Source organism: Actinotalea sp., from assembly GCF_041597215.1.
In the GTDB taxonomy this organism is placed as follows: domain Bacteria; phylum Actinomycetota; class Actinomycetes; order Actinomycetales; family Cellulomonadaceae; genus Actinotalea.
In genome coordinates this window covers 1-15,298 of record NZ_JBFHHB010000051.1, presented here as the reverse complement: position 1 = coordinate 15,298, position 15,298 = coordinate 1, and the positions used below count along the sequence as shown (strand labels likewise).

The following is a 15,298-nucleotide window of genomic DNA, read 5'->3' as shown; positions in this document are numbered from 1 at the left end:
TGTCCGCGTGGTCGCGCATGAGCTCGAGCTCGAACTCCTTCCAGCCGAGGATCGACTCCTCCAGGAGCACCTCGGTGGTGGGCGAGTAGTGCAGGCCCGCCCCGGCGATGCGCCGCAGGTCGGTCTCGTCGAAAGCGATCCCGGAGCCGAGGCCGCCCATGGTGAACGAGGGACGCACCACGACGGGGTAGCCGAGCTCCTCGGCGGCGCCGAGCACCTCGTCCATCGTGTGGCCGATGACGCTGCGCGCGCTCTCGGCCCCGCAGCGCTCGACGACCTCCTTGAAGGCCTGGCGGTCCTCGGCGAGGTGGATCGACGCGGTGTTCACGCCGATCATCTCCACGCCGTACTTCTCGAGGATCCCGGCCTCGTCCAGGGCGATCGCGGCGTTGAGAGCCGTCTGGCCGCCGAGGGTCGGCAGGATCGCGTCGGGGCGCTCCTTGGCGATGATCGCCTCGATCACCTCGGTGGTGATCGGCTCGATGTACGTCGCGTCCGCGAACTCCGGGTCCGTCATGATCGTGGCCGGGTTCGAGTTCACCAGGATGACCCGCAGGCCCTCGGCGCGCAGCACACGGCATGCCTGGGTGCCGGAGTAGTCGAACTCGGCCGCCTGGCCGATGACGATCGGGCCGGAGCCCACGACCAGGACGCTGGTCAGGTCAGTGCGCCGCGGCATCCGAGGCCTCCGTCCGGGTCGAGGTCATGAGGTCGACGAAGCGGTCGAACAGGTACGCCGCGTCGTGCGGACCTGCCGCGGCCTCGGGGTGGTACTGCACGGAGAAGGCCGGCCGATCGAGGCACTCGAGGCCTTCGACGACGTCGTCGTTGAGACCGACGTGCGAGACCACCACCCGCCCGTACCTGCCGTCGTCGTACGGCGCGGGCGTGGGACCGTCGAGCGGGGCGTCCACGGCGAATCCGTGGTTGTGCGCGGTGATCTCCACCTTGCGGGTGCGCCGGTCCATGACCGGCTGGTTCACCCCGCGGTGCCCGAAGGGCAGCTTGTAGGTGCCGAAGCCGAGTGCCCGCCCGAGGATCTGGTTGCCGTAGCAGATGCCGAAGAACGGCACCCGACGGTCGAGGACCTCACGCAGCAGGTCCACCTCGTGGGTGGCGGCGGCCGGGTCACCGGGGCCGTTGGAGAAGAACACCCCGTCCGGGCGCAGCGCGAGCACCTCCTCGCTGGTCGCGGTGGAGGCCACGACATGGGTCCGGACCCCCCGCTCGGCGAGGCGCTGCGGAGTCATCGACTTGATCCCGAGGTCCACGGCGACGACCGTGAGCGGAGTGCCCCCGTCCGGGACGCTCCCGGGCACGGGCTCGACGGTGTAGGTCGTGGCGGTGCTCACCTCGCTCGCGAGGTCGGCTCCCGCCATCGCGGGAGCCGCGACGACCTGCGCCCGCAGGTCCTCCGTGGTGCGCGGACGTCCGTCCGGCTCCACCAGGGCGTCACCGGAGAAGATCCCTGCCCGCATCACCCCGCGGTCCCGCAGGTGCCGGGTGATCGCCCGGGTGTCGACCTCGCACAGGCCGACGACGCCGGACCGGACGAGGCTCTCCTCGAGCCCGCCCTCCGACCGCCAGCTGGAGGGGCGCACGGCAGGGTCGCGGAGCACGTAGCCCGCGACCCAGATCCGGCTCGACTCCGGGTCCTGCTCGTTCATCCCGGTGTTGCCGATGTGCGGGGCCGTCATGACGACGATCTGCCGGTGGTAGGACGGGTCGGTCAGGGTCTCCTGGTACCCGGTCATCCCGGTGTTGAAGACGATCTCCCCGACCGTGGCCCCGCGCGCCCCGTAGGCACGCCCGCGGTGGACGGTCCCGTCCTCCAGGACGAGCAGCGCGAGCTCGCCGCGGCTCACCGGGCACCTGCCGTGCTCGGCTCGACGGCGCGGCCGTCGAGCACCGTCGGGCGGCCACGCAGGAAGGTCGCCACCACGCGACCGGTGAGGTCCAGCCCGCCGTAGGGCGTGTTCCGGCTGCGGCTGGCCTGCTCGGACGGGTCGACCGTCCACCGTGCGGACGGGTCGACCAGCGTGACGTTCGCCGGCTCACCGACCGCCAGGGGCCTGCCCTGCGCATACGGGCCGCTGTCGATCCGACCGATCCGGGCCGGGGCCGTCGACATGACCCGGGCCAGGTCCGCCCAGGACATCCGACCGGTCTGCACCATCGTCGTGGACAGGATGCCGAGCGCCGTCTCCAGCCCGGTCATCCCGAACGCGGCGGCAGCCCACTCGCAGTCCTTGTCCTCGCGGCTGTGCGGGGCGTGGTCCGCGCCGACCGTGTCGATCGTCCCGTCCGCGAGCCCCGCCCGCAGCGCCTCGACGTCCTCCGCCGTGCGCAGCGGCGGGTTGACCTTGTACAGCGGGTCGTAGGACCGCGCCAGCTCGTCGGTCAGCAGCAGGTGGTGCGGGGTCGCCTCGGCCGTGACGGCGATCCCCCTGGCCTTGGCCCAGCGGACGATCTCCACCGAGCCGGCGGTGGACAGGTGCAGCACGTGCAGCCGCGAGCCGACGTGCTGGGCGAGCAGCACGTCGCGGGCGATGATCGCCTCCTCGGCGACCGCCGGCCAGCCGGCGAGGCCGACCTCCGCCGAGACGACGCCCTCGTGCATCTGCGCGCCGCGCGTCAGCCGCGGCTCCTGGCTGTGCTGAGCGATGACTCCGTCGAAGGCCTTGACGTACTCCAGAGCACGGCGCATGAGCACGGGGTCGTGCACACACATGCCGTCGTCGGAGAAGACCCGCACCTGCGCCGCCGAACCGGCCATCGCGCCGAGCTCAGCGAGCTGGGTCCCGGCGAGCCCGACGCTCACGGCGCCGACCGGGTGCACGTCGACCCAGCCGGCGTCGCGGCCCAGTCGCCACACCTGCTCGACCACTCCTGCGGTGTCCGCGACGGGCGAGGTGTTCGCCATGGCGTGCACGGAGGTGTAGCCGCCGAGCGCGGCGGCCCTGGTCCCCGACTCGACCGTCTCGGCGTCCTCCCTGCCCGGCTCGCGCAGGTGGGTGTGCAGGTCGACCAGGCCCGGAAGGGCGACGAGCCCCTGCGCGTCGATCACGGTCGTCCCCTCGGGCGCGGCAGATGCCGCGTCCGGGCCCACAGCCGCGATGCGGCCGTCCACGAGGAGCAGGTCCGTCGCGGCGCCCCCCAGCGGGGCGACCCCCGTCAGCAGATGGCTCATGCCCACGTCTCCTTCTCCCCTGCCAGCAGCAGGTACAGCACGGCCATCCGCACGGCGACGCCGTTGGCGACCTGTTCGACGATGACGGACTGCGGCGAGTCGGCCGCGTCCGCAGAGATCTCGAGCCCGCGGTTCATGGGCCCGGGGTGCAGCACGATCCCGTGCTGCGGCAGGGCACGCAGCCGGTGCACGTCCAAGCCGTAGGACCGCGTGTACTCCAGCGGGCTGGGGAAGAACCCCGTGGCGCCCCCCGCCTCCGCGCCGCCCATCCTCTCCCGCTGGACGCGGAGCATCATGACGGCGTCCGGCTGCTGGGCGAGGACCTCGTCCAGGTGGTACGAGATGGCGCACGGCCACTGCTCGGCGCCGATCGGGACGAGCGTCGGCGGGGCGACGAGGGTCACCCGTGCGCCGAGGGTGTGCAGGAGCTGGACGTTCGAGCGTGCGACGCGCGAGTGCAGCACGTCCCCGACGATCACCACGTGCAGCCCGGCGAGGTCGGCGCCGACACCGTCCGGGTGGGCCTGGGAGGCCCGCAGGTGCCGGCGCAGGGTGAAGGCGTCGAGCAGGGCCTGCGTGGGGTGCTGGTGGGTGCCGTCACCGGCGTTGAGCACCGAGGCGCCCAGCCATCCGGCGTGCGCCAGGCGGTGCGGTGCGCCGGAGGCCTGGTGCCGGATGACGACGGCGTCGGCGCCCATGGCCTGGAGGGTCAGCGCGGTGTCCTTGAGCGACTCCCCCTTGGAGACGCTCGAGCCCTTGGCGCTGAAGTTGATGACGTCGGCGGACAGCCGCTTCGCTGCGGTCTCGAAGGAGATCCGGGTCCGGGTGGAGTCCTCGAAGAAGAGGTTCACCACCGTCCGGCCCCGCAGGGTCGGCAGCTTCTTGATCTCGCGGGCCTGGGTCGCGGCCATCGCCGCCGCGGTGTCCAGGACGTGCACCGCCTGGTCGCGGTCCAGGTCGGCCGCACTGAGCAGGTGTCTCATCGCTTCCCCTCGATCCGCACGCTGTCGGTACCGTCGACCTCCGTGAGCCGCACCGCGACCTTCTCCTCGCGGGAGGTCGGCAGGTTCTTCCCGACGTAGTCCGCCCGGATGGGCAGCTCGCGGTGACCTCGGTCCACGAGCACGGCCAGCTGCACGGCGCGCGGCCGGCCGACGTCGTTGATCGCGTCGAGCGCGGCACGGATGGTGCGTCCGGAGTACAGGACGTCGTCGACGAGGACGACGACCTTGTCGTCGACCCCGCCGGGCGGGAGGTCGGTCGAGCCGATCGACCGCGTGGGCTGGCGGTGCAGGTCGTCGCGGTACATCGTCACGTCGAGCACGCCGACGTGGTCGCGTTCCGCGACACCCTCGACCTCGGCGATCTTCGCCGCGAGACGGTGCGCGAGCGGGAGGCCACGCGTGGGGATCCCGAGCAGGACGAGGTCGTCGGCTCCGCCGTGGCGTTCGAGGATCTCGTGCGCGATCCGGGTCAGTGCCCGGGCGATCTCCGCGGATCCGAGCACCTCGGTGCCGGTCGGCGGGGTGTCGTCCGAGGGGACGACGGGCGTGCTGGGGCCAGAGGACATCTGGCGACCTCCTTCCCCGCCTCACCGGACGGGTCTTAAAGGAAATCTGACGAGCCAGACCCTACCTGACGCCCGACGCCGCCGTGCCGCGTGTCCGCCGCCTGAACTGCGCGGGCGTCTCCCCCGTCAGGCGGCCGAAGGCACGGGTGAGGACCGCCTGGTCGTAGAAGCCCGAGGCGGTGGCCACCTCGGCGAGCGGGAGCGCCGTCGCCGACAGGAGCTCGGCCGCTCGGTCGATGCGGGTGCGCAGCACGTACTGCTGAGGGGAGAGCGAGAAGACGGCCCGCATCCGCCGCTCGAGGGTCGAGGCCGAGCAGCCGGCCGCGGCTGCCATCTCCGCGATGGTGACCGGCCCCGGAGGGCGCGAGGCGAGCAGGGCCACGACCTGCTCGACGGAGGCCACCACGGCATCGGCGGCGTCCTGGCGTCGGAGGTCCTCCGAGATGCTGACCAGGCCGACGATCGACCCACCGGCGCGCACCGGCACCTTGCTCGTCAGGTACCACCCGGCGACCCCGCCGGGGCGCAGGATCAGCTCGAGCTCGCGGCGCACCGGCTGACCGGTGCGCAGCACCTGGGTGTCCTGCTCGGCGTAGTGCTCGGCGAGGTGCCCGACGAAGAGGTCGTGCGCGGTCCGTCCGACGACGGCTCGCCTGGAGCGCTCGCTCGTGCGGTCGACGAAGGCCTGGTTCACCGCGACGTAGCGGCCGGTGGTGTCCTTCGCGCAGAACATCGTGGCGGCCAGCTCGTCCATCAGACCGAGGAGCTCGGGCGACAGCGCCGAGAGCAGCGCCTCACGTTCGGGCCACGAGGAGTCGGTGGCGGCACGAGCGGGCATGCGCGGACGCTACCAAGGCCCGTCCTCCCGGCACGAGCCGGTGTCGAATCCGTACAAGACGAACGGCGCGGCCCGCGGCACCCTGTGCCGATGACGCCGATCACCCCCGAGCAGGTCGACTCAGCCGTCGCGCTCGCGCAGCAGTGGATCACCGCGACCACGGCAGGGCAGACCCCGCGCGAGCGACGGACGACCGGGCGCCTCGCCTCCCTCGTGTCCGACCCCGCCGGGCTCGAGCTCGCGCTGCGCTTCGTCGACCGCGTGGCACGCCCCGAGGACGTGCACGTCGCCGCGGCCGAGCTGGCCGAGCTGCGGCGCTGGTCCGGCTCGGCGAGCTTCCTCGGTCCGGTGGACTCGGGCCTGCTCGAGCTCGGCACCCGCCTGGCGCCGGTCCTTCCCCGCGTCGTGGTCCCCGCGGCACGGTTCCGCCTGCGCCAGCTCGTCGGTCACCTGGTGGCCGATGCGGGACGCGGCCTGGGTCCGCACCTCGCCGCCGCACGAGCCGAGGGCTTCCGGCTCAACCTCAACCTGCTCGGCGAGGCGGTGCTCGGCGAGGCGGAGGCCGCCGCGCGGCTCGGTCGGGTGTCGGCGCTGGTCGAGCGGCCCGACGTGGACTACGTCTCGATCAAGGTGTCCTCGGTCGCCAGCCAGCTGTCGACCTGGGACACCGCCGCAAGCAGGGACCGGGTCGTGGCGACCCTCCTCCCGCTGTACCGCACCGCGCGGGCGCACGGGACCTTCGTCAACCTCGACATGGAGGAGTACCGGGACCTCGCACTGACGGTCGCCGTCTTCGAGCGGCTGTGCGCCGAGCCGGAGCTGGCCGACATGCCGCTGGGCATCGTCCTGCAGGCCTACCTCCCGGACACCCTCGCCGCGCACGAGGAGCTCGCGGAGATCGCGCGCCGGCGGGTCGAGGCGGGTGGCGCTCGCGTGAAGGTCCGGCTGGTCAAGGGCGCGAACCTCGCGATGGAGCAGGTCGAGGCCGAGATCCACGGCTGGGAGCAGGCGCCGTACCCGAGCAAGCCCGAGGTCGACGCGAACTACGTCCGCCTGCTGGATCGCGCGCTGGACCCTCGGCTGGCCTCCTCGATGCGGGTCGGGGTCGCGAGCCACAACCTCGTCCACCTCGCCCTGGCGCACCTGCTCGCGGCCGATCGCGGCGTGAGCGAGGCGCTGGACGTCGAGATGCTCCAGGGCATGGCCCCGGCACAGGCCCGCGCCGTCCGGGACACCGTGAGCCGGGACGACTCGTCCCCTGCGCAGGCAGGAGGGGTGATCCTCTACACACCGGTGGTCGCGCGCTCGGACTTCGACGTGGCGATCGCCTACCTCGTGCGACGGCTGGAGGAGAACGCCGCCCCGCAGAACTTCCTGCACGCCCTGTTCGCCGAGCCGGACGCGGTACGGGAGGCCGCGGCGCAGGTGGGCCTGGACGCCCAGCGGTCCGCCTTCCTTGCCTCGGTCGCGCAGGCCGGCACGGTCAGCAGCGCGCCGCGGCGGACCGCCCGCGCGGCACCGACCCTCGGGACGGGCTTCGCCAACACCCCGGACACCGACCCCGCCGTCGCCGAGTCCCGCGCCTGGGCCGGGGCCCTGCTCACGCGAGTGGTCGAGGTCCCGCCCGGGCTGCCGATCGGCACCGTCGAGGAGGTCGACGCCGCCGTCGCCGTCGCCACCCGCCTGCGGGACGCCTTCGCCGCGACCGCGCCGAGCCTGCGGGCGTCGGCGCTGCGGCTGGCAGCCCGACGGCTGGAGGAGGCCAGGACGGACCTGGTCGCCATGATGGTCCAGGAGGCGGGCAAGACCGTCGCCGAGGCGGACCCCGAGGTGAGCGAGGCCGTCGACTTCGCCCGCTACTACGCCGAGCAGGCCGAGCTCCTGGCCGACGGCCGCACCCCGGGGGCCAGGTTCCGCCCGGACGGGGTGACCGTCGTCACGCCGCCGTGGAACTTCCCGGTCGCGATCCCCGTCGGATCGGTGCTCGCCGCGCTCGCCGCCGGTTCCCCCGTGATCGTCAAGCCCGCCCCGCCGACGCCTCGCTGCGCGCGGATCGCGATGGCCGCAATCCGCGGTGCGCTCGCCGAGTCGGGTCTGCCGGACGACGTGCTCCAGGTCGCGCTCTGCCCCGAGGGCGAGGTCGGGCGTCGGCTGGTGAGCCACCCCGAGGTGGTCCGCGTCGTGCTCACGGGGTCGATCGAGACCGCGGAGCTCTTCGCGTCCTGGCGGCCCGACCTGCAGGTGCTGGCGGAGACCTCGGGGAAGAACGCCCTCGTCGTGACCCCCGCGGCGGACCTCGACCTGGCGATCTCCGACGTCGTGCGCTCGGCCTTCGGCCACGCCGGCCAGAAGTGCTCCGCCGCCTCCTTGCTCATCCTCGTCGGCTCGGCCGGACGCTCGGCACGGCTGCGCCGGCAGCTCGCCGATGCCGTCACGAGCCTGCACGTCGGCCCGCCGACCGACCTCGCCACGACGATGGGTCCGCTCACCGAGCCCGCGTCGGGCAAGCTGCTCCGCGCCCTGACCACCCTTGACCCCGGCGAGGCATGGCTCGTCGAGCCCCGTCGGCTCGACGAGGAGGGCCGGCTGTGGAGCCCCGGCGTCAAGCACGGCGTCCGCCCCGGCTCCTCCTTCCACCTGACCGAGGTCTTCGGCCCGGTGCTGGGAGTCATGCGGGCCGACACTCTCGACGAGGCGATCGACCTGCAGAACGCCGTGCGCTTCGGCCTGACCGGGGGTCTGCACTCGCTCGACGAGCACGAGATCGCGCACTGGCTCGACCGGGTCCAGGTCGGCAATGCCTACGTCAACCGCGGGATCACCGGGGCGATCGTCCGGCGCCAGCCCTTCGGCGGGTGGAAGGCCTCGACCGTCGGCCCCGGGGCCAAGGCCGGAGGCCCGCACTACGTGGCGCAGCTCGGCCGATGGGCCGACGACGACACGGTTCCCTCCCGGGAGGCCTCCCCCACCGCGTGGCTGGCCGCGGCTGTCGAGGACGACGCGCGCGTCTGGGCCACCGAGCTGTCCGTGCCGGCCGACCCGTCGGGTCTTGCCGCGGAGGAGAACCTGCTGCGCCACCTGCCCGTGCCGCACCTGTGGCTCCGGGCGGGCCACGGTGCGGCGCCCGAACAGCTCGCGCGCGTCCGCTCGGCCGCTGCGACGGTCGGGACGGCGGTGACCGTGAGCGAGGTGCAGCAGGAGAGCGACGAGGCCTTCACCGCGCGGGTGCTGTCCGGGGCGGTGACGGGCCGGGTGCGTGCCGTGGGCGACACCCCCGGTCTGCGCGAGGCGGCAGCGGCGCGTCCCGGTGAGGTCACCCTGCTCGACGGGCCCGTGCTCTGCTCGGCCCGGCGCGAGCTGCTGACCGTCCTGCGCGAGCAGTCCGTGAGCCGCACGCGGCACCGCCTCGGTCATCTTCCCCCTGACTGAGCATCACCCCTTCGGAGGACAGGGCACGGCTCAAGGGTCCGCACCGCCGCACCGATGCTCCTGGTGTGCCCGAACCCGTCCTCGCGTGGTCCACGGCGATCCAGTGCGTGGTCGCCGGGCTCGTGCTTGCCTCCTGCGCCGTGCAGGCCTCGTGGCTGCGGACCGAGCGGGGCGACCGGTCCACCCTTGGACCCCGCTGGATCCTGGTCTGGTCGCTCGCGCTCGCGACGGTCAGCCTGCTCAACGGGATCGCGACCCTGCTCCCCACGGGGGCCGTCGCCGACGCCGTCCTGCTGGCGCGCTTCGTCGCCCTCGGTGCCGCCGTCGTCCTCAGCCTCCCCGCGATCCACGCCTTCACCGGTGGTCCGGACGTCCGGCCCCTGATCGCCGCGACCGCCGCCTGGTACCTCTTCGGGACCGTGCTGTGGGTGGGCACCGACCTGCTCTACACGCACAGCAGGGTGGACGGTCTCCCGCAGTACGGGGCCGTGGCCACGACGGTCGACCTCGTCCCGTTGATGGCGATCGCCGTCTACGTCGCGTACAGCCTGCGCCGGACCCGCATCACGGCGGTCGGCGCGGTGCTCAGCCTGACGGGCTTCGTCTCCGCGGTGCTCCTGGTGGCGTCGGCAGTGCCGCCGCCCTCGGTCCTCTCCGAGCTGCTGCGCGGGGTGTGGGCCCTTCCGCTCGCCGTCGGGCTGCAGATCCTGGTCTCCAGCTGGATCGGCGAGCTGCGGCGCGCAGAGGTCCGGCGTTCGAGGATGCGCGCGAGCCTCGCCCGCGCCGCGAACGCCGCCTGGATCGCCAAGGACGCCGACCAGGTGCTCCAGGGTGCGATCACCGAGAGCAGGGTCGTCCTGGTGGACGCGAGCGTCGACGGCGCCGTCAGGGCCGTCTCGACCGACCGCCACGTGACCGAGCTCTTCCTCGGCTCGGGCCGCGAGCTCGACGCCGACGAGCAGGCCTACCTCCGCGACCTCGAGCTGATCGTCACGACGGCCGCCGATCGCCATGCCCTGACCGATCGACTCGCCAGGGCCGCCTTCACCGACGCGCTGACCCGTCTGCCCAACCGCTCCGCCCTCGACCACCACCTCGAGCGTGTCCTGACAGCAGCCGAGGGCTCCGGCACGGCACTGGCCCTGCTGGTGGCCGATCTCGACGGGCTACGGCACGCGAACGACCGGCACGGCCACGCCTTCGGGGACCAGCTCCTCGTCCGTGCGGGCCGGTACCTCGCCCAGTCGGTCGCCGAGGGAGCCTTCCTCGCGCGCCTCGGCAGCGACGAGTTCGCCGTGGTGCTCCCGGATGCCCCAGGGCCAGCGGAGCTGCGGACACTGGCCCGTGGCCTGCGCGCCGGGTTCGCCCCGACCGTCGACGCCGTGACCGAGACCCGGTTGACCGTCGGGATCGCGCGGTGGACGCCTGGTGAGCCGGCCGACGGCGACACGCTGCTCCGCGCCGCCGACGAGGCGATGCACGAGGCGAAGCGGACCCACAGCGGCGTCGCGTTCTACGACGACCGGCTGCGGACCCAGTTCACGCACCAGCGCACGGTGCGTTCGGAGCTCGAGGCCGCCGTCGCGGGGGGCGAGATCATCGCCTACTTCCAGCCGCTCACCGACGCCGTCACCCTCGAGGTCGTCGGGCTCGAGGTCCTCGCCCGGTGGAAGCACGGCTCGGAGCTGCGCGCCCCGGCCGACTGGCTCCCCCTCGCCGAGGAGACCGGCCTGATCGTGCCGATCGGCCAGCAGATGTTCGCCTCGGCCCGTCGAGGCATGGAGGAGTTCGACCTCCCGGTCGCCGTCAACGTCGCCGCCCGACAGCTCGACGAGCCCGACTTCGTCAAGCACGTCGAGGACTCCTGGGGGACCGACCGTTGGGACCGGTTGACGATCGAGGTGACCGAGAGCGCCCTGCTGTACGACGCCCAGCACGTGCGGGCCTCCCTGCTCACCTTCGCAGAGCGGGGGGCGAGGATCGCCCTCGACGACTTCGGCACGGGCTACAACTCGCTGTCCCGTCTCGGCGAGCTGCCGATCCACACCCTCAAGATCGACCGTGCCTTCGTGCACGACATCGGCACCACCGAGGGTGCAGCCGTCCTGCGGGCGATCCTCGCACTGGCGGAGGCCCACGGCTTCGGGATCGTCGCGGAGGGCGTCGAGCAGCGCTCGGAGCTCCAGGCCCTCATCCAGATGGGCGTGAGCGTCGTCCAGGGTCACATGCTCGGCCGACCGGCCCCCGGTGTCCCCTCGCGGCGAGGCTCAGCGCCCACGCAACGACCGGACGCCAAGGACGGCTCGCCGATGATCACCCTCGCGCCGGCGGTTGCCCGGCACTGGACCAGGCCCGCCACGGCCTGACGGCGGCGGGTCGACGACCAGGGCTCGGCCCGTCCCGACCGCTCAGGGTCGGCCGGGCACGGACGCGTCAGCCCAGCAGGGTGGGCTTGAGGTCGAGGAGCCGACCGAGGACCCCGTTGATGAAGCCGGGCGAGTCGTCGGTGGACAGCGCACGGGCGAGCTCGACGGCCTCGTCCACCGCGACGGCGTCGGGCACGTCGTCGTTGAACATCAGCTCCCAGACGCCCAGCCGCAGCACCGCGCGATCGACGGCCGGCATCCGCTCGAGGAGCCAGCCGTGCGAGTAGGTCGCGATGTACTCGTCGATCTCCTCGCGGTGCGCGTCGACCCCCTCGACGAGGTCGACCGAGTACTGCGGAAGGGACGACTCGGTCCCGGGCTCGGCGATCCGGTCCGCGAGGACCTCCAGTGCGGGACGCTGACGCTGGTCGGCCTCGAAGAGGACGTCCACCGCGCGCTTGCGCGCCTTGCTGCGAGCGGCCAACTCAGTCGTTCACCCGGCCGAGGTAGGACCCGTCGCGGGTGTCCACCTTGACCTTGGTGCCGGTCTCGAGGAAGAGCGGGACCTGGATCTCGGCACCCGTCTCGAGGGTCGCGGGCTTGGTGCCGCCGGTCGAACGGTCGCCCTGCAGGCCGGGCTCGGTGTAGGAGATCTCCAGGACGACCGAGGGCGGCAGCTCGACGTACAGCGGGGCACCCTCGTGCGTGGCGACGAGCGCGTTCTGGTTCTCCAGCATGTAGTCCGCGGCGGAGCCGACCGTCTCCTCGCTGACCATGAGCTGCTCGAACGTCGAGCCGTCCATGAAGACGAAGTCGTTTCCGTCCTTGTACAGGTACTGCATGTCGCGCTTGTCGACCGTCGCGGTCTCGACCTTGAGGCCGGCGTTGAAGGTACGGTCCACGACCTTGCCCGAGAGGACGTTCTTGAGCTTCGTGCGGACGAACGCGCCACCCTTGCCCGGCTTGACGTGCTGGAACTCGATGACGGTCCAGAGCTGTCCGTCGATCTTCAGGACGATGCCGTTCTTCAGGTCGTTCGTGGTGGCCACAGCGCAGTTCCTGTCGGGTCGTGGTGGGGGCGGGAGAGCCCAGGGCGAACGCAGCGGATGCGCTCAGCGGCGATCAGTGTACCGGCTCGACGCTTCCCGACGACGGCACGCCCCGCCGCGCCCCTCAGCCGAGGTAGACCCGGGCAAGACCGCCCACCACCCCGGCCCACAGGAGCGAGGCGAGCGTCCCGATGACGAAGCGCTCGGAGGAGTCGGGGTTCTTGGCCAGCTCGGAGAAGCGGCCCAGGCCCTTGATCGCGACGACGATGGCTACGCCCTCGGGGAATCCGGCAGCGAGCGTGGCCGTGACGGCGAGCCGTTCGAGCACGCCGATCCAGGTGCCGCCGCGCAGCGCTCCGGACCGGTCGGGCGCCTCGTCCGCCCCCTCCTGCGCCTGCTGCCCCCCGGAGTCCGCCGACCGCGCCGCCAGGTGCAGGATCCCTGCGACCAGCGGCCAGCCGCCGGCACCGCTGAGCACGAGCATCGCGCCGATCACGAGCAGCGTCATCCCTGTGCCTCCTCGAGCAGCCGGACGGCGAGCGGGACGAGCGCCGCCTCCTCGTACCACTGCGCACCGCGCAGCCTCTGGCTGACCGCCTGCTGCGAGATCCCCAGCGTCCTGGCCAGGTCCTCCTGACTGCCCCGGGGCTGGGCGAGCAGCGCGTCGACGGCGGCCCAGCCGGCCTCCGAGCGTCGGCGCGAGACCGATCCGAGCATGGTCAGCACAGCCTCGCACTCACCTGCGCGGTCGGCGTCGACGCCGACGACCGCGAGCGGGACAGGACGGGAACGCGACTTGGCCCGTTCGACGGCCTCGCGGGCCAGGACGAAGGCCGGCCCCGAGCCCGCCCGGGACTCGGCAGGCAAGGGCTCGTCCACCGGGCCCGCGCCGAGCCCCACCGACCACCCGCCCCGACGCAGCAGCATCAGCGCCGTCGAGACCGCGCGCTCCGGGTCGGCGAACACGGCCTGGACCTCGTCCCCGACCGTCCGGCTGAAGGGGCGGATCGCGTACCGGGCCGGCTCGGCAGCTGCGAGGTCCTCGAGGAGCTCCGGGACGCGATCCCCCGCGCTCCTGCTGCCTTCCTGGTCCACCGTCATGACGAACATGTCACAAGGCTAACGGCTTGTATCTGCGACAACAAGCCCCCGGGCTTGTGAATTCGTTGACCATGTCAGAGCCGCGCCGCGACGGCCTCGAGAGCGAGTCGGTAGGAGTCCGTCCCGAACCCCGCCACGGTCCCGGTCGCGACCGCTGCCACCACGCTCGTGTGCCGGAAGGACTCGCGTGCTGCGGGGTTGGACAGGTGCACCTCGACCAGGAGCAGGCCGACATCGGTCACCTGGGCCGCGGCGTCGCGCATGGCGTAGGAGTAGTGCGTGAAGGCCGCCGGGTTGAGCACGACATGCGAGCGGGTGTCGACGGCCTCGTGCAGCCAGGAGACGAGCTCCGACTCGTCATCCGTCTGGCGGCCGTCGACCTCGAGTCCCAGCCGCTCCCCCCAGCCCACGGCGGACTCGAGAAGCTCGGCGAGCGTGGTGCTGCCGTAGATCTCCGGCTCCCGCACCCCCAGTCGCCCGAGGTTCGGTCCGTTGAGCAGCAGCACGCGCGTCATGCGGCAAGGCTAGGGGATGAGGGTGACCAGCCCCGGCATGAGCGGACGGTCCGCGCGCCTCAGAGCAGCACGGCTCCGGAGGCCGGCCGCGAGACCTCCGCGTACGCCGCCGCGAGCAGCGTCGGATCGGGGCCCTCCAGCCGGGACGGACGCGCGATGCCGTCGAGCACGACGAAGCGGAGCAGGTCGCCCCTGGTCTTCTTGTCCCGGCGCATCGCGACGAGGAGCTGGTCCCAGCGGTCCTCGCGATAGCTCGTCGGCAGGCCGACGGACTCGAGCACCGAGCGGTGCCGCGCCACGACGGCGTCGTCCAGCCGCCCGGCCAGCCGCGCGAGCTCGGCCGCGTAGACCATGCCGACCGCCACGGCCGCCCCGTGCCGCCAGGAGAAGCGCTCCGTCAGCTCGATCGCGTGGCCGAAGGTGTGCCCGTAGTTGAGGATCTCGCGCAGCCCCGCCTCACGCAGGTCCTGGCCGACGACCTCCGCCTTGACCCGCACGGCGCGCTCGACCAGCTCACGCAGCGTCGCCCAGGCCTCGGCCGTGGGCTCCGCCGCGACGAGCGCAGCAGGGTCGGCCTCGACCAGCTCGAGGATCCGCGGGTCGGCGATGAACCCCGCCTTGATGACCTCGGCGAGACCGGCGACGCGGTCGTTGACCGGGAGGGTCTCGAGGGCAGTGAGGTCGCACAGCACCCCGACGGGTGGGTGGAAGGCCCCGACGAGGTTCTTGCCCTCCGCGGTGTTGATCCCCGTCTTGCCGCCGACGGCGGCATCCACCATCGCCAGCAAGGTGGTCGGGACCTGCACGACGGCGATCCCGCGCAGCCAGGTCGCGGCCACGAAGCCGGCGAGGTCCGTCGTGGCTCCCCCACCCAGCCCCACGACGGCGTCGCTACGGGTGAACCCTGCCTGCCCGAGCACCTGCCAGCAGAAGCCCGCGACCTGGGCGGTCTTGGACTCCTCCGCCTCGGGGACCTCGGCGAGGTAGACCTCGTAGCCGAGTCCCGCCAGGTCCTCACGCACGGCCTCGGCGGAGGTCGCCAGTGCCCCGGGGTGCACGATCAGCACGCGCTGGACGCGCTCGCCGAGCAGGCCAGGGAGCTCCCCGAGCAGGCGGTGGCCTACGACGACGTCGTACGGCGCCGTCCCGCCGACGGTGATCCGGGTCGGGCCGGCGGTGCCGCCGTGGGTGGAGCTCATGAGCTCTCCTCCTGGCCCCTGTCGGGGCCTGCGCTGGTGCC

At 72.9% G+C, this 15,298-nt stretch carries 13 protein-coding genes and 1 pseudogene; 2 read left to right on the top strand and 12 right to left on the bottom strand.

Annotation, left to right across the window (positions count from 1 at the left end):
* From carB to ABWK99_RS05610, 6 genes and pseudogenes are all read right to left on the bottom strand, one after another.
* Window positions 1–679, bottom strand: a pseudogene (gene carB / locus ABWK99_RS05635) (carbamoyl phosphate synthase large subunit); the annotation flags it as partial.
* Window positions 663–1,865: a glutamine-hydrolyzing carbamoyl-phosphate synthase small subunit gene (gene carA, locus ABWK99_RS05630; RefSeq protein ID WP_372593722.1), complete on the bottom strand. Its 1,203-nt coding sequence runs from the start codon at window positions 1,863–1,865 to the stop codon at window positions 663–665. The pseudogene carB and the gene carA, both read right to left, overlap by 17 nt.
* Window positions 1,862–3,190: a dihydroorotase gene (locus ABWK99_RS05625; RefSeq protein ID WP_372593721.1), complete on the bottom strand. Its 1,329-nt coding sequence runs from the start codon at window positions 3,188–3,190 to the stop codon at window positions 1,862–1,864. Before ABWK99_RS05625 ends, carA begins: the two co-directional genes overlap by 4 nt.
* Window positions 3,187–4,173 carry an aspartate carbamoyltransferase catalytic subunit gene (locus tag ABWK99_RS05620; protein ID WP_372593720.1) on the bottom strand — a complete coding sequence of 329 codons (987 nt, stop codon included), beginning with the start codon at window positions 4,171–4,173 and terminating at the stop codon, window positions 3,187–3,189. The genes ABWK99_RS05625 and ABWK99_RS05620 overlap by 4 nt, the downstream gene beginning before the upstream one ends.
* A complete protein-coding gene (gene pyrR, locus ABWK99_RS05615; RefSeq protein WP_372593719.1) occupies window positions 4,170–4,760 on the bottom strand; it encodes a bifunctional pyr operon transcriptional regulator/uracil phosphoribosyltransferase PyrR in 591 nt (196 codons plus the stop codon). The genes ABWK99_RS05620 and pyrR overlap by 4 nt, the downstream gene beginning before the upstream one ends.
* Before the next feature lie 61 nt (window positions 4,761–4,821).
* The gene (locus tag ABWK99_RS05610; RefSeq protein WP_372593718.1) at window positions 4,822–5,598 is read right to left on the bottom strand and encodes a helix-turn-helix domain-containing protein; all 777 of its coding nucleotides are present in this window, start codon (window positions 5,596–5,598) and stop codon (window positions 4,822–4,824) included.
* A 90-nt stretch (window positions 5,599–5,688) separates the two neighbouring features.
* Here ABWK99_RS05610 and ABWK99_RS05605 point away from each other — a divergent pair, with 90 nt between their 5' ends.
* Together ABWK99_RS05605 and ABWK99_RS05600 are read left to right on the top strand one after the other, a co-directional pair.
* Window positions 5,689–9,027 (top strand): proline dehydrogenase family protein, encoded by a 3,339-nt coding sequence (locus ABWK99_RS05605; RefSeq protein WP_372593717.1) that lies wholly within the window; start codon window positions 5,689–5,691, stop codon window positions 9,025–9,027.
* A gap of 65 nt (window positions 9,028–9,092) precedes the next feature.
* Complete coding sequence (locus tag ABWK99_RS05600) at window positions 9,093–11,393, top strand: putative bifunctional diguanylate cyclase/phosphodiesterase (RefSeq protein ID WP_372593716.1); 2,301 nt, start codon at window positions 9,093–9,095, stop codon at window positions 11,391–11,393.
* Between the two features lie 67 nt (window positions 11,394–11,460).
* Here ABWK99_RS05600 and nusB read toward each other — a convergent pair whose 3' ends face one another.
* The 6 genes from nusB to aroB all read right to left on the bottom strand — a co-directional run bounded on the left by nusB (window position 11,461) and on the right by aroB (window position 15,257).
* Complete coding sequence (gene nusB / locus ABWK99_RS05595; protein WP_372593715.1) at window positions 11,461–11,877, bottom strand: transcription antitermination factor NusB; 417 nt, start codon at window positions 11,875–11,877, stop codon at window positions 11,461–11,463.
* A gap of 1 nt (window position 11,878) precedes the next feature.
* Complete coding sequence (gene efp / locus ABWK99_RS05590; protein WP_372593714.1) at window positions 11,879–12,442, bottom strand: elongation factor P; 564 nt, start codon at window positions 12,440–12,442, stop codon at window positions 11,879–11,881.
* Window positions 12,443–12,566: 124 nt separating this feature from the next.
* The gene (locus ABWK99_RS05585; protein WP_372593713.1) at window positions 12,567–12,950 is read right to left on the bottom strand and encodes a hypothetical protein; all 384 of its coding nucleotides are present in this window, start codon (window positions 12,948–12,950) and stop codon (window positions 12,567–12,569) included.
* A complete protein-coding gene (locus ABWK99_RS05580; RefSeq protein ID WP_372593712.1) occupies window positions 12,947–13,552 on the bottom strand; it encodes a hypothetical protein in 606 nt (201 codons plus the stop codon). The genes ABWK99_RS05585 and ABWK99_RS05580 overlap by 4 nt, the downstream gene beginning before the upstream one ends.
* 65 nt (window positions 13,553–13,617) lie before the next feature.
* Window positions 13,618–14,058, bottom strand: coding sequence for a type II 3-dehydroquinate dehydratase (locus ABWK99_RS05575; protein WP_372593711.1), 441 nt, complete (start codon window positions 14,056–14,058; stop codon window positions 13,618–13,620).
* Between the two features lie 59 nt (window positions 14,059–14,117).
* On the bottom strand, window positions 14,118–15,257 hold the full coding sequence (gene aroB, locus ABWK99_RS05570) for a 3-dehydroquinate synthase (protein WP_372593710.1): 1,140 nt from the start codon (window positions 15,255–15,257) through the stop codon (window positions 14,118–14,120).
* Window positions 15,258–15,298 lie beyond the last annotated feature (41 nt).

Coding starts and splice junctions, on each gene's coding strand:
- ABWK99_RS05625 (WP_372593721.1), bottom strand. CDS start 3,190: ATGAGCCATCTGCTGACGGGGGTCGCCCCGCTGGGGGGCGCCGCGACG.
- ABWK99_RS05620 (WP_372593720.1), bottom strand. CDS start 4,173: ATGAGACACCTGCTCAGTGCGGCCGACCTGGACCGCGACCAGGCGGTG.
- pyrR (WP_372593719.1), bottom strand. CDS start 4,760: ATGTCCTCTGGCCCCAGCACGCCCGTCGTCCCCTCGGACGACACCCCG.
- ABWK99_RS05610 (WP_372593718.1), bottom strand. CDS start 5,598: ATGCCCGCTCGTGCCGCCACCGACTCCTCGTGGCCCGAACGTGAGGCG.
- ABWK99_RS05605 (WP_372593717.1), top strand. CDS start 5,689: ATGACGCCGATCACCCCCGAGCAGGTCGACTCAGCCGTCGCGCTCGCG.
- ABWK99_RS05585 (WP_372593713.1), bottom strand. CDS start 12,950: ATGACGCTGCTCGTGATCGGCGCGATGCTCGTGCTCAGCGGTGCCGGC.
- ABWK99_RS05580 (WP_372593712.1), bottom strand. CDS start 13,552: ATGTTCGTCATGACGGTGGACCAGGAAGGCAGCAGGAGCGCGGGGGAT.
- ABWK99_RS05575 (WP_372593711.1), bottom strand. CDS start 14,058: ATGACGCGCGTGCTGCTGCTCAACGGACCGAACCTCGGGCGACTGGGG.
- aroB (WP_372593710.1), bottom strand. CDS start 15,257: ATGAGCTCCACCCACGGCGGCACCGCCGGCCCGACCCGGATCACCGTC.